Source organism: Kosakonia oryzendophytica, from assembly GCF_900094925.1.
Classification (GTDB): domain Bacteria; phylum Pseudomonadota; class Gammaproteobacteria; order Enterobacterales; family Enterobacteriaceae; genus Kosakonia; species Kosakonia oryzendophytica.
Map to the genome: position 1 here is coordinate 137,835 of NZ_FMAY01000005.1, position 26,247 is coordinate 164,081.

The window sequence follows — 26,247 nt, forward strand, 5'->3', positions numbered from 1 at the left end:
GTTCAAATTTCTTGAACAAGAAAAGGCATGCCGCGATGTGGTATTCTATCGTGACTAAAATCTTAAGATGTTTACCGGCAGTGCTCTGCCCAATAACGCCATGACAGAACAAAATAAAGTAACGATTACCGATCTCCACCATCAACTCGATACGCTGATGCTGCGTGACAGGCAGCGCTTCGCCCGTCGGCTCCAGGGCAGTAAGAAAGTTAAAAATCCTGAATCTCAGCAAGCGCTGTTCCGCCAGATAGCCGGGGAGATGGCCGAGGCGGCAGGGAAAGTCCTGCTGCGCGAAGCAGCGCGCCCGGTCATTGACTATCCTGACAATTTACCGGTCAGCCAGAAGAAGCAGACCATCCTCGAAGCGGTACGTGACAACCAGGTGGTGATTGTCGCTGGGGAAACCGGTTCCGGTAAGACCACGCAGTTGCCGAAAATTTGTATGGAGCTGGGGCGCGGAATTAAGGGGCTGATTGGCCATACGCAGCCGCGCCGTCTGGCGGCGCGCACCGTAGCAAACCGTATTGCCGAAGAGCTGAAAACCGAGCCGGGCGGTTGCATCGGTTATAAAGTGCGCTTTAGCGATCACGTCAGCGATAACACCCTGGTCAAGCTGATGACGGACGGGATTTTGCTGGCAGAAATCCAGCAGGATCGCCTGCTGATGCAGTACGACACCATCATTATTGATGAAGCGCACGAACGCAGCCTGAATATCGACTTCCTGCTGGGTTACCTGCGTGAACTGTTGCCACGCCGTCCCGACCTGAAAGTGATCATCACGTCGGCGACCATCGATCCGGAGCGCTTTTCTCGCCATTTCAATAATGCGCCCATCATTGAAGTGTCCGGTCGCACTTATCCGGTCGAAGTCCGTTACCGCCCGATTGTCGAAGACGCGGACGACACGGAACGCGATCAGTTACAGGCGATTTTCGACGCTGTAGATGAATTGGGGCGCGAAAGCGCGGGCGACATTCTGATTTTCATGAGCGGTGAGCGTGAAATCCGTGATACCGCCGATGCACTCAGTAAGCGTGATTTGCGCCATACGGAAATCCTGCCGCTCTATGCGCGGTTGTCCAACAGCGAACAGAACCGGGTATTCCAGCCGCACAGTGGTCGACGCATTGTGCTGGCAACCAACGTGGCGGAAACATCGCTCACCGTACCGGGCATTAAATATGTGATCGATCCCGGAACGGCGCGTATCAGTCGTTACAGCTACCGAACGAAAGTGCAGCGTCTGCCCATCGAGCCGGTGTCACAGGCCTCTGCCAATCAGCGTAAAGGTCGTTGCGGCCGTGTATCGGAAGGGATCTGTATTCGTCTCTATTCCGAAGATGATTTCCTGTCGCGCCCGGCATTTACCGACCCGGAAATTCTGCGCACTAACCTTGCTTCGGTCATTTTGCAGATGACCGCGCTGGGGCTGGGCGACATTGCCGCCTTCCCGTTTGTGGAAGCGCCGGACAAACGCAATATCCAGGATGGGGTTCGTCTGCTGGAAGAGCTGGGTGCCATCACCACTGATGAGCAGCAGCTGGCCTATAAACTGACGCCGATGGGGCGCCAGTTGTCGCAGTTGCCGGTGGATCCGCGTCTGGCGCGTATGGTGCTGGAGGCGCAAAAACACGGTTGCGTGCGTGAAGCAATGATCATTACCTCTGCGCTGTCGATTCAGGATCCGCGAGAGCGTCCGCTGGATAAAAAGCAGGCGTCAGATGAGAAACACCAGCGCTTCCACGATAAAGAGTCCGATTTCCTCGCGTTTGTGAATTTGTGGAACTACCTCGGCGAGCAGCAAAAAGCGCTCTCTTCGAATCAGTTCCGCCGCCAGTGCCGGGTCGATTATCTTAACTACCTGCGCGTGCGCGAATGGCAGGATATCTACACCCAACTACGTCAGGTGGTGAAAGAGCTGGGAATACCGGTGAACAGCGAACCGGCGGAGTACCGTGAAATCCATATCGCCTTGTTGACTGGTTTGTTGTCGCACATTGGTATGAAAGATGCCGACAAGCAGGAGTTCACCGGTGCGCGTAACGCGCGTTTTTCTATCTTCCCGGGCTCCGGATTATTCAAAAAGCCGCCAAAATGGACGATGGTCGCAGAGCTGGTGGAAACCAGTCGTCTGTGGGGGCGCATTGCCGCGCGTATCGATCCGGAGTGGGTTGAACCGGTGGCGCAGCATCTTATCAAGCGTGCCTACAGTGAACCGCACTGGGAGCGGGCGCAGGGCGCCGTGATGGCCACGGAGAAAGTGACTGTCTACGGTTTGCCCATTGTTGCTGCGCGCAAGATCAACTACAGCCAGATCGATGCGGCGCTGTGTCGCGAGTTGTTTATCCGCCACGCGCTGGTTGAAGGCGACTGGCAAACCCGCCATGCGTTCTTCCGCGACAACCTGAAACTGCGTGCGGAAGTGGAAGAGCTGGAGCACAAATCCCGCCGCCGTGACATTCTGGTGGACGACGAAACGCTGTTTGAGTTTTACGATCAGCGCATCAGCCATGAGGTGATTTCCGCCCGTCATTTTGACAGTTGGTGGAAAAAAGCCAGCCGTGAGACGCCGGACCTGCTCAACTTTGAGAAGAGCATGCTGATCAAAGAAGGCGCGGAGAGCGTCAGCAAGCTGGATTACCCCAACTTCTGGCATCAGGGCAACCTGAAACTGCGCCTCAGCTACCAGTTTGAACCGGGTGCGGACGCCGACGGCGTGACGGTGCATATTCCCTTGCCGCTGCTTAACCAGGTGGAAGAGAGCGGGTTTGAATGGCAGATCCCCGGCTTGCGTCGTGAACTGGTCATTGCGCTGATCAAATCATTACCGAAGCCGACGCGGCGAAATTTTGTGCCGGCACCCAACTACGCCGAGGCGTTTCTCGGGCGGGTTACGCCGCTGGAACTGCCGTTGCTGGATGCCCTGGAACGTGAACTACGCCGCATGACCGGCGTTACCGTTGATCGCGACGACTGGCATTGGGATCAGGTGCCTGAGCACCTGAAAATCACATTCCGTGTGGTGGATGACAAAAACAAAAAGCTGCTTGAAGGGCGTTCGCTGGCTGAACTGAAAGAGAGCCTGAAAGGCAAAGTGCAGGAGACACTATCCGCCGTTGCTGATGACGGTATCGAACAGAGCGGGCTGCATATCTGGAGCTTTGGCACGCTGGCGGAAAGCTACGAGCAGAAGCGCGGCAACTATAAGGTCAAAGCCTGGCCCGCGCTGGTGGATGAACGCGACAGTGTGGCCATCAAGTTGTTTGATAACCCGCAGGAGCAGCAACAGGCGATGTGGCGCGGTATCCGCCGTTTGCTGCTGCTGAACATTCCTTCACCCATTAAGTATCTGCACGAAAAACTGCCCAATAAAGCCAAACTGGGGCTCTACTTTAACCCGTACGGCAAAGTGCTGGATCTGATTGATGACTGTATCTCCTGCGGTGTAGATAAGTTGATTGATGATGCGGGCGGCCCGGTGTGGACGGAGGAGAACTTCGCAGCGCTGCACGAGAAAGTTCGCGCAGAGCTGAATGACACCGTGGTGGAGATCGCTAAACAGGTCGAGCAGATCCTGACGACGGTTTTTAACATCAATAAGCGGCTGAAAGGGCGCGTGGACATGACGATGGCGCTGGGGCTGTCTGACATCAAAGCGCAGATGAGCGGGCTGGTGTACCGCGGATTTGTCACCGGGAATGGTTTCCGCCGCCTGGGTGATACGCTGCGTTATTTGCAGGCTATTGAGAAACGCCTGGAGAAACTGGCGGTTGATCCGCACCGCGATCGTGCGCAGATGTTGAAAGTCGAGCAGACGCAGCAGGCATGGCAGCAGTGGCTGAATAAGCTCCCGCCAGCACGACGTGAAGAGGAAGACGTCAAAGCGATCCGTTGGATGATCGAAGAGTTGCGCGTCAGCTATTTTGCGCAGCAACTTGGTACGCCGTATCCCATCTCCGATAAGCGTATTTTGCAGGCGATGGAGCAAATCAGCGGATAGCGACGCTCTGTTTTCCCTGGCCGGATGCGGTATCTGCCGCTATCCGGCGTTATTTTTTCAGGCGTTGACCCATGCCAGAGTAAAGCCATCCCAGCCTTTAACGCCCACCGTTTGCATGGCGGTGGCGGTCAACCGTGGCTCTGCGCCCATCATCTCAATAAAGGTTCGTACGCCCTGTACGCTGGCATCGGTGGTCACCGGGTTGGTGACTTCACCGTTGCGCACCACATTATCGCCAATAATCAGCGTACCCGGATGGGCATAGTGCAGTGCCCATTTGAGGTAATTCGGGTTATTGGGTTTATCCGCATCGATAAACACCAGATCAAACGGTGGGTGGTCGCCGAGATTTTCCAGCGTATGCAATGCCGGACCTTCTGCGACGGTGACCCGGTCCGCCACACCGGCGAAATGCAGGTTTTCCCTGGCGATGGCGGCATGTAACGGATTGGCTTCCAGTGTTAACAATTCACCGCCAACGGGCAACTCTCGCGCCATCCACACGGTGCTGTAACCGCCCAGTGTGCCAATTTCCAGTATGCGTTTTGCCTGCACCATACGTACAAACAGTGCCAGTAGCTGCCCCTGCACCGGCGAAACATCGATGCCAGGGAGACCGGCGCGCCGGTTGTTCGCCAGTACCTGCGCCAGAACCTCATCCTCTGCAATTAACTGTTTTTCTAAGTATTCATCAACCATGGACCACTTTTGCTGCATAGCATTACCTCTGGTGTTTGATAACTTAATTCAGCCCGGACCACCCTCCGCCCAGTGCGCGGTAGAGATCCACCTGCGCCAGCAACAGATTATTTTTCACCTGCACGGCGTTAAGCTGGGTGGAAAACAGCGTGCGTTGAGCATCCAGTACCTCCAGATAAGAGGAATAGCCGTTGCGATAACGGTTTTGTGCAATCCGCAGTGTCTCCTGCGCTACCTGCTCCTGCCCGGTCAGCTCATGCAGTTGTTCGCCGAGACGGGTGATGGCATCCAGGCTGTCGTTCACTTCTTTGAATGCGCTGCGCACGGTTTTTTCATAGGTGTAAAGCGCCTGATTCCGCTGGGACATCGACACATCTACCTGCGCATTTAATGCCTGTCGGTTAAGCAATGGTGCCAGAATACTGCCGCCCAGACTCCATAATCGCAGTGGGTTATCAAGCAGACCGGGCAGCGTATCATCCTGCACACTACCGGACGCGGTCAGATTGATAGAGGGCAGTAACTTCGCCTGTGATGATGCCAGTGTTGCATCGGCGGCAACCAACTGGTGCTGAGCCTGCACGATATCCGGTCGTCGGTTCAGCAAGGTTGATGGTAACTGCGAAGGCACGGCGAGCGGCGTGAGTCCGGCAAACGCGCTGCGTGCAATAGCCCCTGGATTACGGCCCAGCAACAGGCTCAGCGCGTTCTCCTGCTGATTGATTTGATGCGCTAACACCGGCACCTGCGCCCGTGTTGCCCGCAGTTCTGAATCGGATTGCATCAACTCCAGTCGTGAAGTATAGCCTGTTTCATACTGGTGACGGGCGAGCTGCAAGGCGTCTTCCCGCGCTTTCAGTGTCGCGCAGGTGACGCGAAGTTGTTCGTCCAGCGACAGTAAGGTCAGGTAACCCGTTGCCACGTTTGTGGCAACCGTCAGATCCGCCGCCGCGGCCGCTGCTTTTTGCGCGTCCAGCGACGCATCCGCTGCGCGTGCTGCGCTGCGATTCGCGCCCCACAGATCCACCGTATAACTGGCGGTCAGGTTGCCTTTATACAACGTACTGTGGACAGGCAATCCCGTGGCGGCCGACTGCGATCGGGCGCGCGTAGCGGAAAATCCTGCGTCCAGCTCCGGAAACAGCGCGCTGTCGGCCGCATAAACCCGTGCCTGATACTCGTTAACCCGTTCGCGGGCAATCAGCACATCGCTGTTATAACGCAATGCCTGATCGACAAACTGATTGAGCTGATTGTCGTGAAACTGACGCCACCAGACGCGATCTGCTTTACTGAGCGGGCCTGTGTCGCTGCGCCAGGCCGCAGGAATGTGCAGTGTCGGCTGCGCCGGTTCGATCTGCGCGGACTGGCACCCGGTAAGCGTGACGGTCAGCGCAACAAGGGCGCTGTGCAGCTTCATTTCAGCTTCTCCTGGGTATCAATATGCACCTGTACAGACATTCCCGGGCGCAGACGCGCCAGCATGTCGGGTTTTGCGTCAACGGCAATGCGTACCGGAATGCGCTGGGCGATTTTGACGAAATTGCCGGTGGCGTTGTCCGGGCTGACTGCACTGAACTCGCCCCCGGTTGCCGGAGAGAGACTTTCCACGCGCCCCTGATACGTTTCGTCATCCAGCGCATCGACGGTGAAATGCACGGGCTGTCCGACCTGCACGTTCGCCAACTGTGTCTCTTTCAGATTGGCAATCACCCAGCGTTGCGCCGGAACCAGTGACGTCAAATGCGTCCCCGCGCTGACATAAGCGCCTAAACGGACGCTGATCTGCCCGAGTTGCCCGTCTCGCGGCGCGACAATACGCGTGTTTTGCAAATCTATTTGCGCCAACTCCAGCGCAGCCTTGGCATTTTCGACGTCGGCCTGCAACGAGGCACGGTTAATAATGGTGGTTTGCAAATCCTGACGGGACATCTCCAGCGTGGCCTGCGCCTGAGCGATAGAGGCCGTGTTTTGCGCGGCGGTCGCCAGCGCCGCATCGCGTTCGCGAATCGACAGCGAACCGTCTGCCGTGAGTTCTTTCACGCGCTTAAGGTCTGCCTGCGATTTCAAATCCTGCGCTTTCGCGCTGGCTAACGCCGCTTCATTGCGTGCGATCACCGCCTGGGCGCTTTTTCGTTGCTGGAGATTGTTTTCCAGCGCCGCGGTTTTCATCGCCAGCGTCGCCTGCGCCTGGTGAACGCGCTGGCGGTAGATGCGGTCATCGATCTGCATAATCAGATCGCCTTTTTTCACGTTAGCAAAATCCTGTACCGGGACGTCCGTGATATAGCCGTTCACCTGTGGACTGATAAAGGTCGTCTGGCCACGCACATAGGCATTATCCGTAAACTGTGAATGGCGGGTAAAAGGGGGCAGATGCCACGCGTAAAGGATCACCAGTACGCCGACCAGACCGATCGCGGCGGCGGCAAAAATGGAGACCACACGCAAATTACTACGGGTATTTGCCTGCGCTTTGGCGGCATCCTGCTGACTCATAAACACTCCGGAAATAATAACGACATTATTTGGTTCCTGTTGCCCGTCGCAGTGCAAGACGGGCAGTTATACGCAGGCGCAACAAGCGCCACAAAATCCAGATCAGCGTGGCGGTAGCCACCGAAGCCGTTAACAGATAAGTATCGTTGTACGCGAGGATATTTGCTTCCAGCGTTGAGACGTTTTGCAACTGCGTCACGGCCTGCGTACTTAACAGTGTGCTATCACCGATCATGCTCTGGTAAAGCTGGCTGTAGAGTTGCAGTCGCTCATTGACGAGCGGGTTTAATGTGGTGAGCTGATCCGCCAGCAGACTGGAATGGTATTTTTCCCGCCAGGTTTGAAAGGTGCCTAAAATCGCCGAGCCAAGCAGACCACCAATATTCTGGCTCATACCGAACAGCACCGAGAAGCTGACCAGGTTGCGCGGCTCTGCAACAACGCCGCCAATCCCTGCCAGCATAGCCGGGGCGATAAAAAACGCACTGGCGAAGCCGAGCAAAAACTGGCTGACCAAAAGCTGGTCGGGGCGCGTCAGACTGGTGGACTGGCTGTCCATCAGCGAAGCAATAATCATCAGCGCCAGAGAGGTGATAATTGGCCAGGCCAGACGCTGCGGTTTGATAGTCAGGCAACTGGCCACGATACCGCAAATGATCCCGGCGAGAATCGACCAGGCAAGGTGAGTCATTTGATCGTTTTGCAAACCGACATACTGCAGCCAACCAAACACGCCGGTATTCTGTTCTGCCAGCACAATACGGATCAGCAGCATAATCAACCCGAGGCGAACAATACTGCCGCTGGAAAGCCAGCGGGTATTGAGCAAGGGGTTGCTGCGGTTATGTTCGAACACCATGGCACTGACGATCAGTACCACAGCCCCGGCGAGAGACCAGCCAATCCACGGCGCTTCAAACCACCAGTCCAGACGCCCCAGCGATAGCACCGCACAGACGAGTGCGATACCCGGTGCCAGCAGGAAAAACGTAATAAAGTCCTTCTTTTCAAACACCTTTCTGCGATCGCCAGGCGGCAGTTTCAACGCAATCACGCAGCCCAGCGAAATCAGCGCCAGCCCCAGTTCAAAAAAGTAGAGGCCACGCCACTCGTCGAGTTGCAACAGTTCGGTGGAGAAGAGACGCGCGACCGGGATCGCCAGTGTGGAACCGGTGATACCGATGGTCAGCGCTTTTAAGCGGTGTTTCGCAGGCCAGGCCTGGATCTGGTAATAGATGCCTAATGAGCTGAGCGCTGCCGCTACCATGCCATGTGCGGCGCGGACGATCAGCGCGGAACTCAGATCGTTAACGAACAGATGGAAAAAGGTCACCAGCACGTACAGCACCAGAAACCCTTCGGTAAAGGCGCGCAAACCGTACTGCTGGCGAAACTTGACCAACAGCAGGTTAATGGAGACGTTGGTCATCACGTACACCGCGGGTAACCATGCAATCTCGGTAGACCAGGCGGCAAAGGTGCCTTGCAGATTTTGCAGGTTCGCAGTGACCATAGCATTGCCCAGCGCCCCGGTCATGCAGACCAGAAGACCAACAATGCCGTAGGCGATACGCCGTGGCGTACTGTGAAACGGCGTAGAGGGCGAACCCAGCAGTACCGGTTTTTCATGGGGCGCCCATTCACGCGGTGCGTACGGATCGCGTTTCGGTAAACGCATCAGGTCTCCTCAACCTTGCGCAATAGCAATAAGATGTTGTCAATGGAAATAGTTAGGGTGCTAATGATTCTACGTGCGCAGGTAAACAGAATGCAAGTGCATAAGAACATGATAGATTACTCACAGTAATCAATCTGCTTAAGTGATAAGAAATAACCTCACATAAGGTGACAGTGTCACAATGAACCGTATCACTATTACTGTAACGACACCTTCTGATCCGGCATGTCTGCAATTGCAGGATGCGCTTTCGAACACGCTTCAGGCGTTAACCGGGAGTAGCGGCAGGGCATCTTTTGATACCCAGGCGTGGGGGGAAAACGATTTTTTTCTATTGGCGCAGGACGACAACCAGTATGCCGTAGGTTGCGTGGCGGTGCGTTACCTGGCCGACTCGATTGGCGAAATAAAACGTATGTATGCCCGACCGGGTACGCACGGGGTTGGCGCGCAATTGCTACACGCGCTGGAAGCCAAAGCGCTGACGCAGGGATATCGCAGCCTGTGGCTGGAAACCCGCCAGATCAATCAACGGGCGCTCGACTTTTACCTGCGGCATGGTTACCGCATTCGCGAAAATTACGGGCGCTATATCGGTAATGCGGAAGCGGTCTGTTTTGAAAAAACGCTGGTATCGCCAGCCCAGGCAGACCGCGAGTAAATCACACAGGGATATTTGTGTAATCAGACAGACCTGGCTGTAACCCGCTATGGTGGGGGGTTTTTGCTTATTTCAATTTTTGTTACAGAAACTTACGTGAACGACCACGAACAGGATTCGGAGTGATCCGCTATTCAGCTCGCGCCAGCGCGTTAGGCTGTAAAAAGATTTACGAAGGAGGTTTAGCTCATGTTGACAACGTTTCCCGCTTTGCCTGAACAGACGCTGGCGGCCGCCAATGCGTTAGGCGCGTGGCTGGCGCAGAATGATTTTGTCGGCAAACCGACGCCCGTACGGGCGGATGTGGTGATCCTTGCGGGCAACGCCGTGATACCCACCATCAATGCGGCCTGTGCACTGGCGGCGGCGCAGGGGACACCGCTGCTCATCAGCGGCGGCATTGGCCACTCAACGACCTTTCTCTATTCCGCCATTGCCCGCCACCCACGCTATAACGTGCTGCGTACGACCGGGCGCAGCGAGGCGGCGATCCTTGCAGACATCGCCCGACAGTTTTGGAAACTGGATGATAAACAGATACTGGTAGAAGAAAAATCTGCTAACTGTGGTGAAAACGCACGGTTCAGCATCGATATGCTCGTCAACCGGGGGATGACGCCGAAGACGGCAATGGTAGTGCAAGATCCGACCATGCAGCGCCGCACCATGGCGACCTTTGCCCGCGTTAGCCAGCAGTGCGCTAACGCCCCACACTGGCTGAGCTGGCCCGGCTTTACACCGCGACTGGTCAACACGGCTAAGGGTGTAACTTTCCAGCCGCGACAGAGAGGCTTATGGTCGGTGGAGCGTTATCTTTCCCTGATCCTCGGCGAAGTTCCGCGTCTGCGCGATGATGCCAATGGTTATGGCCCTGGCGGGCGTGATTTCCTGGTGCATGTTGATTTTCCTCAACATATTGAAGATGCATGGCAGGTTCTACTGGCCGATCGCACGCTGGCTGATGCCTTATCAAGCCGTTCTCTCTAAGCCTGATGCCCGTTTGCGCAGCCCTTGTCGCAAACGGGCATTCCTGTCCGCGATAATGTAATTTTTTTGTTTCTTTTTCGCTGTGCTTTTATGAGTTCTCTCACAAAAGTTCGCTTCCTGTCTGGGAAATGCCCTGTGCGGATATAGATTTTTAACAGCAAGTTCACTTGTTAAAAACAATATCATTACAGGAGCGAGTCATGACAGCACCGGTACAACACCCTATGTTTATCGACGGTCAATTTGTAAGCTGGCAGGGCGACAAATGGCTGGATGTCGTTAACCCGGCAACGGAAGAGATACTGGCGCGCATTCCCGATGGCAGGGCGGAAGACGCCCGCCGGGCGATAGACGCGGCTGAACGCGCCCAGCCCGCCTGGGAAGCCCTTCCCGCCATCGAACGTGCAGGTTGGCTGCGTAAGATTGCCGCAGGTATTCGCGAAAAAGTCAGTGAAATCAGCGCGCTTATTGTTGCAGAAGGTGGAAAAATTCAGCAACTGGCAGAGGTGGAAGTGTCATTCACCGCCGATTACATCGACTATATGGCCGAGTGGGCGCGGCGCTACGAAGGTGAGATCCTGCAAAGCGATCGTCCAGGCGAGAATATCTTTGTATTCAAACGCCCGCTGGGCGTCACCACCGGCATTCTACCGTGGAACTTCCCGTTCTTTCTGATTGCTCGCAAAATGGCGCCTGCGCTGATCACCGGTAATACCATTGTGATTAAACCCAGCGAATTTACGCCGAATAACGCCATCGCTTTCGCGAAAATCGTTCACGATGTCGGGCTGCCGAAAGGTGTTTTTAACCTGGTGCTTGGCCGTGGGGAAACGGTCGGACAGGAGCTGGCAGGCAACCCGAAAGTGGCGATGGTCAGTATGACTGGCAGTGTCGGTGCGGGTGAGAAGATCATGGCCGCAGCGGCGAAAAACATCACCAAAGTGTGCCTGGAACTGGGCGGAAAAGCACCGGCGATTGTGATGGACGATGCCGACCTGGAGCTGGCGGTCAAAGCCATTGTCGACTCCCGCGTGATTAATACCGGGCAAGTGTGTAACTGTGCTGAGCGTGTTTATGTCCAGCGCGGTATTTATGACCGCTTTGTTAATCGCCTTGGCGAGGCCATGAAGGCTGTGCAGTTTGGCGATCCCTCTCAGCGCAACGACATTGCTATGGGGCCGCTTATCAACGCAGCGGCGCTGGAACGCGTAGAGCAGAAAGTCGCGCACGCGGTGTCCGAAGGTGCGCGGGTTGCGCTCGGGGGTAAACCGGTGATCGGTAAAGGCTATTTCTACCCGCCCACGCTGCTGCTGGATGTGCGCCAGGAGATGGCGATCATGCACGAAGAGACATTTGGCCCGGTTCTGCCGGTCGTGGCGTTTAACACGTTGGATGAAGCGCTGGCGATGGCCAATGACAGTGATTATGGTCTGACATCATCGATCTATACCCGGGATCTCAATACGGCAATGAAAGCGGTGCGCGGGCTGAAATTCGGGGAGACCTATATCAACCGTGAAAACTTCGAAGCGATGCAAGGCTTCCATGCAGGCTGGCGCAAATCCGGGATCGGCGGAGCGGACGGTCGCCACGGCCTGAACGAATACCTGCAAACCCAGATGGTCTATCTGCAATCCTGATAAGCGCTGCCCCCGACGCGTGTGAGGGCACGTTTCACACTTTGGTGGCGATCCACCCCATCATCAGCTCCGGCCAAATGGCGACCGGCAAACCCAGCGCATCGCGAATGCCGAAACCGTGCGCACCCTGTTCGAACAGGTGCATCTCCACCGGTACACCCAGGCGGCGCAGGGCGGTAAACATCACCACGCTGTTTTCCACTTTCACTGCGGGATCGTCAACCGCATGCAGTAAAAACGTCGGCGGTGTGTGTTCATCTGCCATTTGTTCTGCGGAATAACGACGAATTTGATCTGCCGTTGGCGTCTCACCAATGAGTTGCTGGCGGGACTGCGGGTGATCAATCTCCTTTTGCATGGTGATCACCGGGTAGACCAGCGCCATAAACGCCGGACGGGCGCTTTGCTGATCAATGGCGTCAAGCGGTGCGTAAACGGATTCGTTATAACGCGTGCCCAGGCTTGCTGCGACATGGCCCCCGGCAGAAAACCCCATCACACCAATGCGCTCAGGATCAATATGCCAGGTGCTGGCATTGGCGCGAAGCGTACGCATGGCTCGCTGAACATCCGCCAACGGCGCATCGGCGCCTTCCGCATGCCCGTCTCCCGGCAGGCGATAGGTCATCACAAACAGGGTGTAGCCTTTGGCGTTAAAACAGGATGCCAGTGCGCTGCCTTCTTTATCCAGTACCACGCGGCGGTAGGAGCCGCCTGGCGTCACCAGAATGCCCACGCCATTCGGGTTTTGCGGGGCGTAAACGGTGATCTCCGGGGCGCGTACACCGGTCACTGAACGATCAAAACGGGACGGCCCTGTGTGGCGTTCTTCCAGTTGGAAATGCACCGGGCTTACCTGTGCGCCGGGGGCTTCTCTCTGCGGCCAGACGGGGAAGGTAGTGGAATGCTGCACGGCGACATCCATCAGCGTTAGCAGATCTTCCCGACTCATATTTCTCACACCTGCACTCCTTTTACATCGTATCTGCTGTATAGCATAGGCGGATTGTGAGCGGGTTGGGGGACAGCGAGATCAAAGAGATGCCGGGTAGCGGGAACCTACCCGACAGGATTGCGGATCAGAGCGTACGGTATTTTTCGAGCACGCGCACAAGCTGGGTAACGAAGCCGTATTCGTTATCGTACCAGGAGACGGTTTTCACCAGTTGCAGATCGCCCACTTCGGTGATTTCTGTCTGAGTGGCATCAAATACCGAACCGAAATGACTGCCAATCACATCGGACGACACGATCTCTTCGTCGGTGTAGCCAAAGGATTCGTTATTGGCGGTGGCTTTTTTCAGTGCGGCGTGGATCTCATCCACGGTCACTTTTTTCTCGAGTACCGACACCAGTTCTGTGACTGAGCCGGTTTTCACCGGTACGCGTTGGGCATGGCCTTTCAGTTTGCCGTTGAGCGCCGGGATCACCAGGCCAATGGCTTTGGCCGCGCCGGTGGTGTGCGGAATAATATTCTCCGCCGCTGCCCGCGATGCGCGCAAATCTTTACCGCGTGGCCCATCAACCAGCGCTTGTGTACCGGTATAAGCGTGAATAGTGGTCATGGTGCCCGCTTTAATGCCGAAATTGTCATGCAGGGCTTTTGCCATCGGTGCCAGGCAGTTTGTGGTGCAGGACGCGACGGAAATAAGGGTGTCCTGGGCGTTGAGCGTGTCGTCGTTGACGTTATAAACCACGGTTTTCATGTCGCCTGCCGGGGCAGAGATCAGCACTTTTTGGGCACCGGCATCGAGATGTGCTTGTGATTTTTCTGCGGAGGTATAGAAGCCGGTACATTCAACAATGATCTCTGCACCTGCGCTACGCCACGGAATATGTTGAGCGTCTTTCTCGGCGTAAACGGTGATGGTTTTACCGTTGACGATCAGCGCGTCTTCGCTGAAGTCCACACTCCAGTTAAACGGGCCGTAATTGGAGTCATGCTTTAAGAGATAGGCGAGCACTTTCGGTGAGGTCAGATCGTTGATCGCGACCACTTCTGCGCTGCTGTTGGTTTCCAGCAGGCGACGTAGAACCAGACGACCGATACGGCCAAACCCATTGATGCCAATTTTACTCATGATTTTCTCCCTCAGGATTGAATGAATCACAGCATTGCACTCGTCCAGTGATAGCCTGGGGAGGAGGTTTGGGCAACTGAATCACATTCATGTAACGATAAGTGATTGAAAATTGATACAGTAAAGTTAATGAATTTTTAAGAAAAGCCAGGTATGTTGAACGCCGGTCCGTTCTCCGTTTGTTGTGGGGTGTCGTTATGCGTAGCAACTATTCCGGCTTACAAATCGCTATTCACTGGCTGGTATTTCTGCTGGTGGTGGCCGCTTATTGCGCCATGGAGTTTCGCGGTTTTGCGCCGCGCAGTTATCGCCCGGCGTTTAATATGGTGCATGTCTCCTGTGGCATTTCTATTCTGGTGTTGATGGTTGCGCGGTTACTGGTGCGGCTGAAAAACCCGACACCGCCGATTGTGCCAAAACCATCCGCGATGATGACCGGGCTGGCGCACCTTGGCCATCTGGTGATTTATCTGCTGTTTATCGCATTGCCGGTGATCGGTCTGCTGATGATGTACAACCGTGGTGGTCCGTGGATGGCGTTCGGCATAGCGATGCCGTATGCGGCTGAAGCCAATTTCGATCTTGTGGATACGCTAAAAGAGCTCCATGAGCTGCTGGCGAATCTGGGCTATTTTGTGATTGGCCTGCACGCGGCGGCTGCGCTGGCGCACCATTACATTTTTAAAGACAATACGTTGCTGCGAATGATGCCGAAAAAACAGGCATAACGCTTCGCGGCACGTAAAACCCAATCTCTGAGCCTCGTTATACTGCGGGGCTTTTTTATTTTCCCGACGGCTAAAATGTGATCTTGTCTGGTTTTTACGGCAGAAAAACCGGGGGGAATCACATTTTGCGCCATCTGTGCTGTGCTGAATTCGTACAAGCGGTGTAGATAGTATATCTATTATAGAAACACTATCGTGAGTGGAGGGGGATATGACACAGCCAGTACAGGAGTCTCTCGATCGGATGGCGTCGCAGGAAGAGGCCTCCGGGAGCCGTAAATTACGTAAAGTGCTGCTGGCCACCGGTATTGGCCATTTTGTTGAGTGGTTCGACTTCGGTTTGTACGGCACACTGGCCGCGATTATCGGTCTGCAATTCTTTCAGGCGGGTAACCCCAGCGTGGCATTGCTCTCTTCCTTTGCCGTCTTTGGCGCCGGGTTTGTGATGCGCCCGCTGGGTGGGCTGTTCTTCGGATCACTGGGCGATCGCAAAGGGCGGCAAAAAGTGCTGGCAACTGTGATTCTGCTTACTTCCGGCGCCACGTTCGTGATGGGGTTATTGCCAACCTATCATCAGATTGGCATTACAGCGACGGTGTTGCTGGTGATCACCCGTCTGGTTCAGGGCTTTGCTGCCGGTGGTGAAAGTTCCGGGGCGACAACGTACCTGGCGGAATATGCGCCTATGGCGCGCCGTGGCTATTTTACCTGTTGGATCGATAACTTCGGTTTTATGGCCTTTGTCGCCGGTTCAGGGTTAGTGTTTCTGCTGACCGCAACGCTGGGTGAAAGCACCATGAACGACTGGGGCTGGCGCATTCCCTTTTTGATCGCCGGGCCGCTGGGCTGGGTAGGGCTCTATTTACGAAAACACCTCGAAGATTCGCCGGAATTTGTTGATGCCATGAAAAACGGGCAAACAGAGACCGCACCGCTGCGTAAAGCCGTCACCACGGCATGGGCGGCATTGCTGTTTTGCGTTGGTTTTGTGGTCATCAAGGCGGTCGGGCACTGGACGCTACAAACCTTTATGCCGAGTTACCTTTCCACCGAGTTACACTTTTCCAGGCTGAATGCCTATGCCATTACCACCATTGGGCTGTTTTCCGTTGCGGTACTGGTGCCCTTTATGGGTTATCTGTCGGATAAATACGGGCGTAAGCCATTGATGCTGACCGGCTGTGCCGGGTTTATTTTGCTAAGTTATCCGGCGATGATGGTGATGGCGAATGGCGATGTGCTCTCGGCGGTGCTGGCAATGGTAATGTTGGGGGCTTTCATTGCGGCGTTTGACGGGGCTTGCACTGCGGCGATGGCTGAACTGTTCCCGACCCGTATTCGTTACGGCGGGCTGTCGATTGCCTATAACTTTGCAGTGGCGTTTTTTGGCGGCATCACGCCGTGGTTCTCTGTGTGGCTGATCACCAACACGGGCGACAAATTCTCGCCCGCCTACTATGTGATGGGCGCGGCACTGATCACTTTCCTGACGGTCATGCGCGCGCGTGAAACCGCCGGTAAGCCACTTAAACGATAACGCTGAAGCCTGCACGGCGGGGCATTAGCGGGCTACAACACACAGTGTGACGTGATCCCACCAGGGATTATTCGTCACCTGTTGGTGTTGAATAATAAAACCTTGCTCGAGGATTTCTTGCCGTAATAATGGCAGCGGCAATAATGTGCGCCAGGGTTGACCATCCCGATAAAGGACATACTCCGCCGGGTTGTAGTGTCGGCGATCTTCTTCTTTTCGCGGCTCTCCGCACATGCTACTCAGCACAAAGTGGCCATCGACCGCGAGCAGGCGCTTGATTTCATGCCAGGCCTGCTCGCGCTGTTTTCCCGTCAGGCAGTGCATGCAGCTCCCGTCAAAAATTAACGCAAATGGGTGTTCAGGCAACTGATTGAGATGGCAAACATCGGCTGTCTGAAAATCGCCGCAGAGTCCTTGCCGGAAAAAATTCTCCTGTGCCCAACGGATTGCGGTTGGGGAAATATCCACGCCGCTTACCTGATAGCCCTCTCTGGCAAACCACAACGACGCCATGGATCCGTTACCACAACCCAGTTCAAGGATCCTGCTGCCCGGTGCGGGTAACAATGCGGCGTCTTTCAGCGTTGTCAGATTTTCATGCAAATTATGCCATGCGCGCGGGTAACCGCTGCCGGTCCAGGCTGGCTCCCCGCTGGCGTACAGCCGCTGATATATCTGTTCGTAAATATCCATCTTATCGCGTTATTTAATGAGAACGGAGTTGATAAATATACGCGCAATATTAACTCAGGAAATCATTTTTATTCCGTAAGGGCAAAGTTCAAATAAGCAGTCCTGTTGCTGGTCACAATTTCTTAAAGAAACATTATCATTGCCGGGGCAGTTGCAACTGTTTTTTATCGTTCGCCAGACGGAAGGAAAAAAAGGCATCGTATGGACAATGTTAAAGTTTCGTGATTTGCCATCAACAATAACGCCCTGAGCGTCCGTCTTTAACTTGTTGTTTGGACGTAAAAAATAGGAGCCTTTATACCATATGATAACAGACAGTTCCGATGTATTTCGCGCCAGGGCGAAAGCCGTGCCGGTGGCGGGGGATACCAGCATATCCGTAATATTCCAGTGCATAACTCCTCCTTCTTTTGAACATATTCCCTGTGAGAAAAATCCTAACAAATAAGAAAGTCTGCGCCTATGGCTAATAACAATATTTAATGTCGCTGCGTAAAACCTAAAGAAATTTTCAAAAGTTTACTGAGTAATTTTTATATGGTTGCTCGGGTTCATGCTCACCAGCCTGACCCGCAAAATGTCTCACCATTTTGAGTGCCATGGGGCGGTGAGGTAGGGGGGCTGCTAAGGTTTGAAAAATTACTGGCAATCCAAAGAGTGTTGCTATTATTAATTCTGTATCACTCACAAAACCCCTAAAGGCTGGTGCGACAGTCTGTTCCATGCACGGTCAGTTTTTATGCAAGGCGCTGAAACACCAAAAACTTCAGCCTGAAATAGCGCTTAAGTAAAATCTGTGATGGCGAAAATGGTCGCGGTGTGGCGGCGAAATGGGTGTTCGGTTCTGGCGATAAATGATTTAAGTAATGGTAAAGGGCGTTAACGTTACCATCGGTATTTCTGGTGCGCGAAGACCCACCAGAGAATATATTCCGGGACACTGTATGCAGCCATCGGGAAATAACTATCAGATTCAAGAAAAGCGCCGCCCACAACTGGTAACGATAATCACCCTGGTGGCAGGGTTGCTGCTTACATTGGTGGCCGTTCTGGTGGTGCACCGGCTGAATGAACAGCATATCCGGCAATCGGTTATTAAAAATGCAGAGCCACAATTCAACGAGTTAATGGAAAGAGTCAACCGATATCGGTATGGCCTGTACGAAGCCCGCACGGCAGTCCTCAGTAGCGGTGGCCGCGAGGTGACAGACCAGGGTTTTGTCGGTTTTGCCCAATCGTTAGATTTGAGCAGAGACTTCCCGGGGGCAAGAGGCTTTGGGTTTATTCGCAGGGTACCTCACCTGAAACTTGCTGATTATCTGGCTGAAGAACGCAAAGAAGGTCGCCCCGATTTCCGAATCTACTCCATCGGGCTGAACCAGCACGAACATTACATTATTGAATATATGGAGCCTGCTGCCGTCAGCAGTAACGCGAATATCATAGGCCTGGATATTGCGTCAGAATATATGCGCAAGCTGGCGGCGGATAACGCCATGCTGAGCGGCGATGCCGTTATCACATCACCCTTAACCCTGAAATATTCTTCACCCCAGCAGCTGGATGCATTTTTAATTCTGCTGCCCATCTATGACGGCGCAAAAACCCCCGCCACCGCCATGGAAAGAATGCAGCGCGGTTTTGGCTGGGCTTTTGCGCCATTAAATGTGCATGAAATTCTCGCGGGCTCCGGCATTCGTAATGACCAGCTCATTTTGTCGCTGCAGGATGCAACCAATCCACAGGATGTTGAGGAGTTTTACCGCAACAGCAGTGAACAGGGGCTTTATCCCTACAGCAAAGATATTCCGGTTCTGGGCAGGATCTGGCGTTTTACATTGACCGTTACACCCGCCTGGGTCGCCGGGCTGAATCTGCTTTCCCCAGTGTGGATCGCGCTGCTGGGCGGGGGGATGACGCTGATCCTCGTTATGCTGGTCAATATTGCCGTCTCTCGCAATGCCGATCGTAAACGGCTGCTCATTGAGCAAAATAAGCTCACGCTGATTGTGGAAAGCTCCGTTGATGCAATTATCGGGAAGGACACCACCGGAACAGTGATTAGCTGGAATAAGGGGGCCGAACGCATGTTTGGCTATGCCCGCCAGGAAGCTATCGGGCAGAAGATGGTGGACTTGATTATCCCCGCACGGCTGAAAGAAGAAGAGAGCCAGATCCTGCAACGGGTGATGTCCGGGCAGCCTATCGAAAGCCTGGAGACGGTGCGCCATCGCAAAGATGGCTCGGAGCTTACTGTCGCCACAACGATAGCCCCCATCTGTTCCGCTGACGGAAAGGTCATTGGCGCATCGAAAAGTGTGCGGGACATTTCACTTCAGAAAGAAGCAGAGCAGCGCATCCGCGATCTTAATATCAATCTGGAGCAGCAGGTCAGGCAGCGTACCGAAGAGTTGGCCACCGTCAACGCAATGCTCAGCACGGTGTTATCCGCCACGTATGAATTTATGATCATTGCCACCGATCTGGATGGCACCATCCGTCTGTTTAACCGTGGCGCGGAGCGGATGCTGGGCTACTGCGAGGCGGATATGGTGGGGAAAGCGACGCCGGAAATACTGCATGTGCCAGAAGAAATCCTCGCGCGGAGTAAACAACTCAGTGAACAATATAATGAAGATATTCAAGGGTTTGATGTCTTAATTTACCATACGCGCAATGGTCGTCCGGAACATTTTGAGTGGACCTATCAGCACAAGGATGGTACGCGTTTCCCCGTCAATCTGGTGGTCACGGCGATGCGCGATGCTAACGGCGCGATCATTGGTTATCTCGGTATTGCGGCGGATATTACGCAACAGCGCCAGGCCCAGCAAGCGCTGGAGGCCGCCCGCGATCAGTTATTGTCGACCACACAAACCCTGCTGATTGCTTCGAAAACGGCGGAGCTGGGGATCTGGAGCTGGAATATAGCCACCGATGCGCTGGAGTGGAACGACAAGATGTATGAGCTTTATGATTTGCCGCCATCGCTGGCGGAAAACGGGTTAACATTCCAGCGCTGGGCCTCGCGTATCCATCCGGAAGATGTCGACATTGCGGTCAATGATCTGCGCCGCGCCATTGTCACGCACGATGAGTATCTTCCGACATTTCGCATTCTTCGTAGTGATAACTCGCAGCACTTTATTCAGGCTGCCGCCAACATTGAATACGACAGCAACGGTCAGCCGGTTCGCGTGACCGGAATAAATCAGGACATTACCGAAGATCGCTTACTGAAATTGCATTTAATTGAAGCCAAAGAACAGGCCGATGCGGCGAACGCCGCGAAATCCCTGTTCCTTGCCAATATGAGTCATGAAATCCGTACGCCGATGAATGCTGTGTTGGGTATGCTGCAACTGCTGCTGAAAACCGGGCTAACGCAAAAACAGCATGATTTCGCTTTCAAGGCACATGTCGCCGCAACATCGCTCCTTAGTTTGCTGAATGATGTCCTGGACTACTCAAAAATTGATGCCGGTAAACTGGAACTGGATCTGAATCCGCTCGATTTGCACAGTCTGATGCAGCAACTGGCAATCATTCTTTCCGGTAATTTGCGTAACAAATCCGTGGAGCTGCTGTTCGATCTCGATAATTCCCTGCCGCCGAACATCATTGGTGATGCACAGCGATTGCAGCAAATCCTGATCAACCTGGTCAGCAATGCGATCAAATTCACTGAGAAAGGGGAAGTGATTGTACAAACCCGACTGCTGGCGTTATCTGAGCAGAGTGTTGATGTGCGTATCAGCGTGTCTGATACCGGCATTGGCATCAGCGAAGCGCAGCAGAAACGGATATTTGATGTGTTTACTCAAGCCGAAACCTCGACCTCACGGCGCTATGGCGGAACCGGACTGGGGCTCGTTATTAGCCGTCGTCTGGTTGAGCAAATGGGCGGCATACTCACCGTTGACAGTGAGCTTGGGCATGGCAGTACCTTCGCCTTTGAACTGCACTTCCCGCGCGATACCCGCGTCACCTGGCAGCCTCTGCACATTAGCGGTGACACACCGCGCGTACTGGTGGTGGACGATAATCTGATTGCCCGAACGCTGATCGTGGACATGTTGCGCGCAATGCATGTCCAGGCCGACAGCACGCCCAGCGCCGCCGAGGCTATCCGGAAAGTGAAAGCCGCCTCCGATGCCGGTACGCCTTACGATACTGTGTTGTTGGACTGGATCATGCCGGAGATGGACGGCATTGCTCTGGCAGAGCATATTCGTCATGACATGCAGTTGCCGCGCATACCCTCGTTGATTTTACTCAGTGCAGCGCACCATGAAGATCTGCCGGATACCGGTGCGCACTCGCCGCTGGATAAAGTCCTGTCGAAACCCATCACCCCGCAGCAATTACTGGACGCCATAAGCACAGCGTCTGCCAGCGATAAATCTCACACCAGCCCTGACCCGGCCGCGAGTCATATGCTGGCCGGTTTGTCTTTACTGGTGGTGGAGGATAATGCGTTTAACCAGACCGTAGTCAGAGAGCTGCTGATGAGCGAAGGCGCGCTCGTGACTATTGCCTCCGGGGGAGAAGAGGGGGTCAATACGGTGATTCAGGGGCGCCAGAGATTCGATATGGTACTGATGGATTTGCAAATGCCGGACATCGATGGCTTTGAAGCCACCCGAAGGATACGCGCGAATCCGGCATTCGCAACGTTGCCGATTGTGGCGATGACGGCGAACGTAAGCGAATCAGATAAACAGAATTGCCTTGCTGCCGGTATGGACGGGCATATCAGTAAACCGCTGGTGTTCACGGATGTGATTGCCGTGATCCTGCAAATTAGCGGGCGGCAGACCCACGCCGTCGAGGCTGCCGCTGATGTAAAACCGGCCTCGAACCAACTGTTACAGCGTTTTGGCGGAAACCTGATCATTTATCAAAAATTACTGCGCGCATTTATGCCATCGTTTTCCGAACTGGTGACCGCTTTACGAGACGCGCGCCGCAATGAAGACTGGCCAGCCGCGATGATGGCGCTGCATACCCTGAAGGGAACCACTGGCTCCGTCGGGCTGGATAATCTCTATCACTATGTTGTTAACAGCGAGTCGGCATTAAAAACTGCCCGTGAGCAGGATAAAGCCCGACAACTGGATGAGATACTTGCACAGATTGAAGACCTGGCGCAGGAAGAGCACCGCAATATCAGCCAGTGGGTTGCCGGCATGATGCCCACCCCTGATGTACCGGAACCTGCTCAGGTTGAGCTGGACAGGCTGATAGATGACCTGTCGCAGAGTCTTAACAGCAGCAATATGAAGGCCGTCGATCAGGCAGAACAACTCGCCTGGCAACTGAGTCAGAACCCGGCATGGCAGTCATTCGCGGAGGCGCTTGTTCAGGCGACCGAAAATCTCGACTTTAACAGGGCGAAGCAGGTGCTGGAGCAGATTAAGGAGGTGCGGGATGTGGAAAAAAATGCTTGAGGAGCTGAACCAGCAAGGCATTAAGCCTCGTGTGCTGATCGTTGATGACCAGCCTATCAACATTCGCCTGTTAAACGACGTCTTTACCGAACAGTTTGATGTGCTGATGGCGACAACCGGTGAGAAGGCGCTGGCGCTGGCAAAAGAGCAGCAACCCGATCTGATCCTACTGGATATTATTATGCCGGAGATGGACGGTTACGAGGTCTGCCGACGCCTGAAGGCCGATCCCCTGACTGAGTTTATCCCGGTGATTTTTGTGACCGCAGAGACCGAAGCGGACGTTGAAGCCTATGGCTTCGAAATTGGCGCAGTGGACTTTATCGCTAAACCGATTAACCCGGCGGTGGTTCGGGCCCGAGCCATTACCCATCTGACGCTCAAGCTGTATATGGACAATATGCGTAATATTGCCTGGCTTGATGGTCTGACGGGCTTGCTCAATCGCCGCCGGTTCGATGAATTACTCACTAAAAACTGGCTGCTCTGCCGCCGGGAACAGCGCCCCATTGCGCTGCTGATGATGGATGTCGATTTTTTCAAACGCTATAACGATCATTACGGGCATCTGGCCGGCGATGACTGCTTGCGAACCATTGCGTCCACCCTGAAAGCCACGCTTCATCGCCCGGCGGATCTGGCATTTCGTTATGGTGGCGAGGAGTTTGCCTGCCTGTTGCCGTTCACGGATGAAAAGGGTGCAATCTTCTGTGCAAACGCCATACTGGAGGCGTTAAAAGCGCTGGAACTGCCTCATGCCACGTCTGATATCGGCCCGTTTGTCACCCTGAGCATTGGTATTGCATGGACTATCCCCACACAAGCCGGTAGCTGGACCCAATTGCTGCACGACGCCGACACGGCGCTTTATCAAAGCAAATCCGCCGGGCGTAACCGGGTGTCGAGTCTACATACAACGGATGGGTGACCTGCTGAAAGGCGCAGACAGCACCACCCAATGATAACGATGGAATAAGAGACAAAAATGAATAAATACGTTTTTTATGCAAATGATATCGCGATTAACGTTTACGCCAGGGACAGCGTGACGCCTGAAATTAAAAGCAAACTGAAAGCGGACGGTTTTTATAAACTGCCTTTTGACACCACGGCGGAAAATGAATCCGTCGCGACGGATAAGATGATCACGCACTTTAAGGAAAATCTCCAGGCCCTTGAGGAGTTCGCAAAGGATTACGCTATCTCGTCGACGATATTTGCCACTATTTATGCGTTATCCTCGTAAAAGGTATTTTTACGTTCTGGACGGAAAAGAGCGGTGAGCGACTGGTGGTATGATTCAACGAAAAAACTCGCCGCTGAGATTACGGAGAACTGTGCGTTTTCGGAGAATGGGGCAAATATCAGTAGATTATTAGTGCCCTCAAGAAGAGATCAATTGGGTTACACTGGTTAACGTTGTGTATTACCCAAAGACACAGTGACGGGAACGGTGAGGTGGGGAAGGCTGCTGAGTGCAAGGCGCGGATGTAACCAATTGCGCCGAATGGCAATGACTAATAGCGGTTCAGAACAGGAAAATGGCAGCCTAAACTGGTACAAGGATGTCATCGACACTAACGTTGCTCATGATGAACATGGAAACCAATCAGGGAATAGTCAATGGCTCGTCGACGTGAACTTCAAGGTATAGCTAACGCTCTTACAGGGAGCTTTGTTAGTCGAAATAACGACTTTAAAGGATACTGGTCTATTGGTCAGTTAAAATCATTAGCCATCAATAACGGCCTCACATCAATAACTTTTTCTCTTAGCACTCTTAAGATCAGTACCGTCTGTGATCTGCTCAGTTTTATTACGCATCACTACGCAGACATGCTCGAGAGCTTACTGATTAAACAGCAAGTACCTGAACGCTGGGTAAAAGAGGCTAACATTACGATCGACTTTAACGCTGATGCCGAGCATATCCAGTTGCATGAATGCTCAACCGCTGGGGAGCCTTTCCAGTGCAGTTGTCAGATAATAGATGATAATTTCCGTAATTACTCTTCGATCATTTATGGTCTGTGCGCGCCTCATTCCGCTGCGAAAGAGTTAAAATCGACGCGGAAATTCACTTTGTAGATCATAATATTAACTTAAGAACCACGACTCATAGCCGCCTGTCGTGTATTACAGATGGCTGCTATGTGCAAGGAGCAGGCGTCACCGGCGGTATACGAAACCCAATAATTGCAAAACGAGGCTTAAGGCTTTCATATTAATCATAGCTGTAGATTTTAAAGGAAGGATGACGCCTTCTGTATGCGATTCTTGGGTACATTCCATGGAGTTGAACAAAATCACTGACCTGAACTTTTCCATCAAAAATGCAGATATGTCCTGCGGAGCTTTCCGGATAGCCTGAAATCCCCAAGCCATTCTTATCCTGTCAGGATCTATTTCATGTCGGATTATCCCTAACTATCTGTCTGTTCAGTGGGTAAATAAGCAGTAATAAAGCCCGTGCCGGCACGGACTTTATTAACCGAATAATATATGAACTCAATAGAGCTTCTGCTCGATATGGTTTCCGGCATCAATCACCCGCCAGATTTTCCATTCTCCATCTTCCTTATGGGTCCAGACCTGCAAATGCTTCAATTTATTGTCCTGTATACCCAACCAGACATCCAGCTTCATACTGTCACCATCACGATAAGCAGGGGATACTTTCATACGTGGTATCCATGCAGGATCATAATCCTGAGCATAAATAAAATAATCCGCCTCAAGTAATTCCTGCTCAGGCATTTCATAAATAGCGGCCATACGTGCCAGTAATTTTTTTGACACCCACTGATGCATTTTATCCATTTTGATAATGTCACCTGATGGTGTCTTATCATATTCATGTAAATAGAATGAATAAAAATCAGTCATGCTTTTCTGAATATCCGTCTCAGTATTTGAGCTGGCAAAAGGAATATAAATAGCCAGTAACAAGGTAAGCAGGTAACGCATCATTTTTCCCTGTAAATAACATAAGGTAGGCGGAATTGCCGGTACTTAGGTCCCGGGTACATATCCCTTTGTTTGAAATCAGCATACCCTGTTTTACCCTCAAACATCGTCATATGGCCGATTCCGTTCCCGCCTTGGTAAGGCTGAATAATCGCAACATCACCTTTCTCTGGCGTTGCTGACTGTGGCAATGCAAGGTACTGAAATGTACGCCTTATGAGGTCACCGATAAAGACCTTGTGACATTCACAATACCCACATAAAACCTGACGTTTACAGCAAAACCACCTCCCATGTAGTATACCCCCCTATAGTATGCAGGAGATTTTATGCCACATTCACCTGAAGACAAAAAACGGGCGTTGACGCGTGTTCGTCGTATCCGCGGGCAGGTTGATGCACTGGAACGTGCGCTGGAAAGCGGTGAGCCTTGCATCGCGATTTTGCAACAAATCGCCGCCATTCGCGGCGCAGCCAACGGCCTGATGGGCGAAATGGTTGAAATTCACCTCAAAGATGAACTGGTCGCTGGCGACACCACAGCCGATCAACGTGCGGTGCGCATGGCGGAAGTCGGTCATCTTTTGCGCTCTTATCTAAAATAAGCATCAAGGTACTCACAAA

General features: G+C 53.4%; 20 protein-coding genes. 11 read left to right on the top strand and 9 right to left on the bottom strand.

Annotation, left to right across the window (positions count from 1 at the left end):
- Positions 1-100: 100 nt before the first annotated feature.
- On the top strand, positions 101-4,003 hold the full coding sequence (gene hrpA / locus GA0061071_RS10570) for an ATP-dependent RNA helicase HrpA (protein WP_061500047.1): 3,903 nt from the start codon (positions 101-103) through the stop codon (positions 4,001-4,003).
- A 57-nt stretch (positions 4,004-4,060) separates the two neighbouring features.
- Here hrpA and GA0061071_RS10575 read toward each other — a convergent pair whose 3' ends face one another.
- From GA0061071_RS10575 to GA0061071_RS10590, 4 genes are read right to left on the bottom strand one after another with little or no spacing between them, the layout of a single operon-like run.
- Entirely contained in the window at positions 4,061-4,720 is a 660-nt protein-coding gene (locus GA0061071_RS10575; RefSeq protein WP_088237617.1) for an O-methyltransferase, read from the bottom strand.
- Between the two features lie 25 nt (positions 4,721-4,745).
- Positions 4,746-6,122, bottom strand: coding sequence for an efflux transporter outer membrane subunit (locus GA0061071_RS10580; RefSeq protein WP_088237616.1), 1,377 nt, complete (start codon positions 6,120-6,122; stop codon positions 4,746-4,748).
- Positions 6,119-7,201, bottom strand: coding sequence for an HlyD family secretion protein (locus GA0061071_RS10585; protein ID WP_088237615.1), 1,083 nt, complete (start codon positions 7,199-7,201; stop codon positions 6,119-6,121). Before GA0061071_RS10585 ends, GA0061071_RS10580 begins: the two co-directional genes overlap by 4 nt.
- A gap of 25 nt (positions 7,202-7,226) precedes the next feature.
- On the bottom strand, positions 7,227-8,879 hold the full coding sequence (locus GA0061071_RS10590; RefSeq protein ID WP_061496094.1) for an MFS transporter: 1,653 nt from the start codon (positions 8,877-8,879) through the stop codon (positions 7,227-7,229).
- Positions 8,880-9,060: 181 nt separating this feature from the next.
- On the opposite strand from GA0061071_RS10590, the gene GA0061071_RS10595 reads away from it, so the two are divergent.
- The 3 genes from GA0061071_RS10595 (at position 9,061) to aldA (ending at position 12,167) form a co-directional block, all read left to right on the top strand.
- Positions 9,061-9,540 (top strand): GNAT family N-acetyltransferase, encoded by a 480-nt coding sequence (locus GA0061071_RS10595; protein WP_088237614.1) that lies wholly within the window; start codon positions 9,061-9,063, stop codon positions 9,538-9,540.
- A gap of 189 nt (positions 9,541-9,729) precedes the next feature.
- Positions 9,730-10,527: a YdcF family protein gene (locus GA0061071_RS10600; protein ID WP_061496090.1), complete on the top strand. Its 798-nt coding sequence runs from the start codon at positions 9,730-9,732 to the stop codon at positions 10,525-10,527.
- A 200-nt stretch (positions 10,528-10,727) separates the two neighbouring features.
- Positions 10,728-12,167, top strand: a complete 1,440-nt coding sequence (gene aldA / locus GA0061071_RS10605; RefSeq protein WP_088237613.1) for an aldehyde dehydrogenase — start codon at positions 10,728-10,730, stop codon at positions 12,165-12,167.
- A gap of 34 nt (positions 12,168-12,201) precedes the next feature.
- Here aldA and GA0061071_RS10610 read toward each other — a convergent pair whose 3' ends face one another.
- Positions 12,202-13,128, bottom strand: a complete 927-nt coding sequence (locus tag GA0061071_RS10610; protein WP_088237612.1) for an alpha/beta hydrolase — start codon at positions 13,126-13,128, stop codon at positions 12,202-12,204.
- Positions 13,129-13,246: 118 nt separating this feature from the next.
- Complete coding sequence (gene gap / locus GA0061071_RS10615) at positions 13,247-14,248, bottom strand: type I glyceraldehyde-3-phosphate dehydrogenase (protein WP_061496085.1); 1,002 nt, start codon at positions 14,246-14,248, stop codon at positions 13,247-13,249.
- A gap of 197 nt (positions 14,249-14,445) precedes the next feature.
- Between gap and cybB the strand changes: the two genes are divergently transcribed.
- Entirely contained in the window at positions 14,446-14,976 is a 531-nt protein-coding gene (gene cybB, locus GA0061071_RS10620) for a cytochrome b561 (RefSeq protein WP_088237611.1), read from the top strand.
- A 211-nt stretch (positions 14,977-15,187) separates the two neighbouring features.
- A complete protein-coding gene (locus GA0061071_RS10625) occupies positions 15,188-16,513 on the top strand; it encodes an MFS transporter (protein ID WP_408612863.1) in 1,326 nt (441 codons plus the stop codon).
- Between the two features lie 24 nt (positions 16,514-16,537).
- Here GA0061071_RS10625 and GA0061071_RS10630 read toward each other — a convergent pair whose 3' ends face one another.
- Together GA0061071_RS10630 and GA0061071_RS10635 are read right to left on the bottom strand one after the other, a co-directional pair.
- Positions 16,538-17,206: a class I SAM-dependent methyltransferase gene (locus GA0061071_RS10630; protein WP_088237610.1), complete on the bottom strand. Its 669-nt coding sequence runs from the start codon at positions 17,204-17,206 to the stop codon at positions 16,538-16,540.
- Between the two features lie 54 nt (positions 17,207-17,260).
- Entirely contained in the window at positions 17,261-17,602 is a 342-nt protein-coding gene (locus GA0061071_RS10635; protein WP_061496077.1) for a hypothetical protein, read from the bottom strand.
- A gap of 548 nt (positions 17,603-18,150) precedes the next feature.
- Here GA0061071_RS10635 and GA0061071_RS10640 point away from each other — a divergent pair.
- The 4 genes from GA0061071_RS10640 to GA0061071_RS10655 all read left to right on the top strand — a co-directional run bounded on the left by GA0061071_RS10640 (position 18,151) and on the right by GA0061071_RS10655 (position 24,744).
- Complete coding sequence (locus tag GA0061071_RS10640) at positions 18,151-22,656, top strand: hybrid sensor histidine kinase/response regulator (RefSeq protein WP_167352644.1); 4,506 nt, start codon at positions 18,151-18,153, stop codon at positions 22,654-22,656.
- Positions 22,637-23,584: a diguanylate cyclase domain-containing protein gene (locus tag GA0061071_RS10645; protein WP_088237608.1), complete on the top strand. Its 948-nt coding sequence runs from the start codon at positions 22,637-22,639 to the stop codon at positions 23,582-23,584. Before GA0061071_RS10640 ends, GA0061071_RS10645 begins: the two co-directional genes overlap by 20 nt.
- A 57-nt stretch (positions 23,585-23,641) precedes the next feature.
- Positions 23,642-23,902: a hypothetical protein gene (locus GA0061071_RS10650; RefSeq protein ID WP_061496071.1), complete on the top strand. Its 261-nt coding sequence runs from the start codon at positions 23,642-23,644 to the stop codon at positions 23,900-23,902.
- A 377-nt stretch (positions 23,903-24,279) separates the two neighbouring features.
- A complete protein-coding gene (locus tag GA0061071_RS10655) occupies positions 24,280-24,744 on the top strand; it encodes a hypothetical protein (RefSeq protein ID WP_088237607.1) in 465 nt (154 codons plus the stop codon).
- A gap of 420 nt (positions 24,745-25,164) precedes the next feature.
- On the opposite strand, the gene GA0061071_RS10665 is transcribed toward GA0061071_RS10655, so the two are convergent.
- A complete protein-coding gene (locus GA0061071_RS10665) occupies positions 25,165-25,626 on the bottom strand; it encodes a DUF3828 domain-containing protein (protein WP_245191417.1) in 462 nt (153 codons plus the stop codon).
- Positions 25,627-25,952: 326 nt separating this feature from the next.
- On the opposite strand from GA0061071_RS10665, the gene GA0061071_RS10675 reads away from it, so the two are divergent.
- Positions 25,953-26,228, top strand: coding sequence for a metal/formaldehyde-sensitive transcriptional repressor (locus GA0061071_RS10675; RefSeq protein WP_061496064.1), 276 nt, complete (start codon positions 25,953-25,955; stop codon positions 26,226-26,228).
- Positions 26,229-26,247: the final 19 nt, after the last annotated feature.

Excerpts from the sequence above, each read along its gene's own strand:
- hrpA (WP_061500047.1), top strand. The coding sequence starts at position 101 with ATGACAGAACAAAATAAAGTAACGATTACCGATCTCCACCATCAACTC.
- GA0061071_RS10575 (WP_088237617.1), bottom strand. The coding sequence starts at position 4,720 with ATGCAGCAAAAGTGGTCCATGGTTGATGAATACTTAGAAAAACAGTTA.
- GA0061071_RS10580 (WP_088237616.1), bottom strand. The coding sequence starts at position 6,122 with ATGAAGCTGCACAGCGCCCTTGTTGCGCTGACCGTCACGCTTACCGGG.
- GA0061071_RS10585 (WP_088237615.1), bottom strand. The coding sequence starts at position 7,201 with ATGAGTCAGCAGGATGCCGCCAAAGCGCAGGCAAATACCCGTAGTAAT.
- GA0061071_RS10590 (WP_061496094.1), bottom strand. The coding sequence starts at position 8,879 with ATGCGTTTACCGAAACGCGATCCGTACGCACCGCGTGAATGGGCGCCC.
- GA0061071_RS10595 (WP_088237614.1), top strand. The coding sequence starts at position 9,061 with ATGAACCGTATCACTATTACTGTAACGACACCTTCTGATCCGGCATGT.
- GA0061071_RS10600 (WP_061496090.1), top strand. The coding sequence starts at position 9,730 with ATGTTGACAACGTTTCCCGCTTTGCCTGAACAGACGCTGGCGGCCGCC.
- aldA (WP_088237613.1), top strand. The coding sequence starts at position 10,728 with ATGACAGCACCGGTACAACACCCTATGTTTATCGACGGTCAATTTGTA.
- gap (WP_061496085.1), bottom strand. The coding sequence starts at position 14,248 with ATGAGTAAAATTGGCATCAATGGGTTTGGCCGTATCGGTCGTCTGGTT.
- cybB (WP_088237611.1), top strand. The coding sequence starts at position 14,446 with ATGCGTAGCAACTATTCCGGCTTACAAATCGCTATTCACTGGCTGGTA.
- GA0061071_RS10625 (WP_408612863.1), top strand. The coding sequence starts at position 15,188 with ATGACACAGCCAGTACAGGAGTCTCTCGATCGGATGGCGTCGCAGGAA.
- GA0061071_RS10630 (WP_088237610.1), bottom strand. The coding sequence starts at position 17,206 with ATGGATATTTACGAACAGATATATCAGCGGCTGTACGCCAGCGGGGAG.
- GA0061071_RS10635 (WP_061496077.1), bottom strand. The coding sequence starts at position 17,602 with ATGCACTGGAATATTACGGATATGCTGGTATCCCCCGCCACCGGCACG.
- GA0061071_RS10640 (WP_167352644.1), top strand. The coding sequence starts at position 18,151 with ATGCAGCCATCGGGAAATAACTATCAGATTCAAGAAAAGCGCCGCCCA.
- GA0061071_RS10645 (WP_088237608.1), top strand. The coding sequence starts at position 22,637 with ATGTGGAAAAAAATGCTTGAGGAGCTGAACCAGCAAGGCATTAAGCCT.
- GA0061071_RS10650 (WP_061496071.1), top strand. The coding sequence starts at position 23,642 with ATGAATAAATACGTTTTTTATGCAAATGATATCGCGATTAACGTTTAC.
- GA0061071_RS10655 (WP_088237607.1), top strand. The coding sequence starts at position 24,280 with ATGGCTCGTCGACGTGAACTTCAAGGTATAGCTAACGCTCTTACAGGG.
- GA0061071_RS10665 (WP_245191417.1), bottom strand. The coding sequence starts at position 25,626 with ATGATGCGTTACCTGCTTACCTTGTTACTGGCTATTTATATTCCTTTT.
- GA0061071_RS10675 (WP_061496064.1), top strand. The coding sequence starts at position 25,953 with ATGCCACATTCACCTGAAGACAAAAAACGGGCGTTGACGCGTGTTCGT.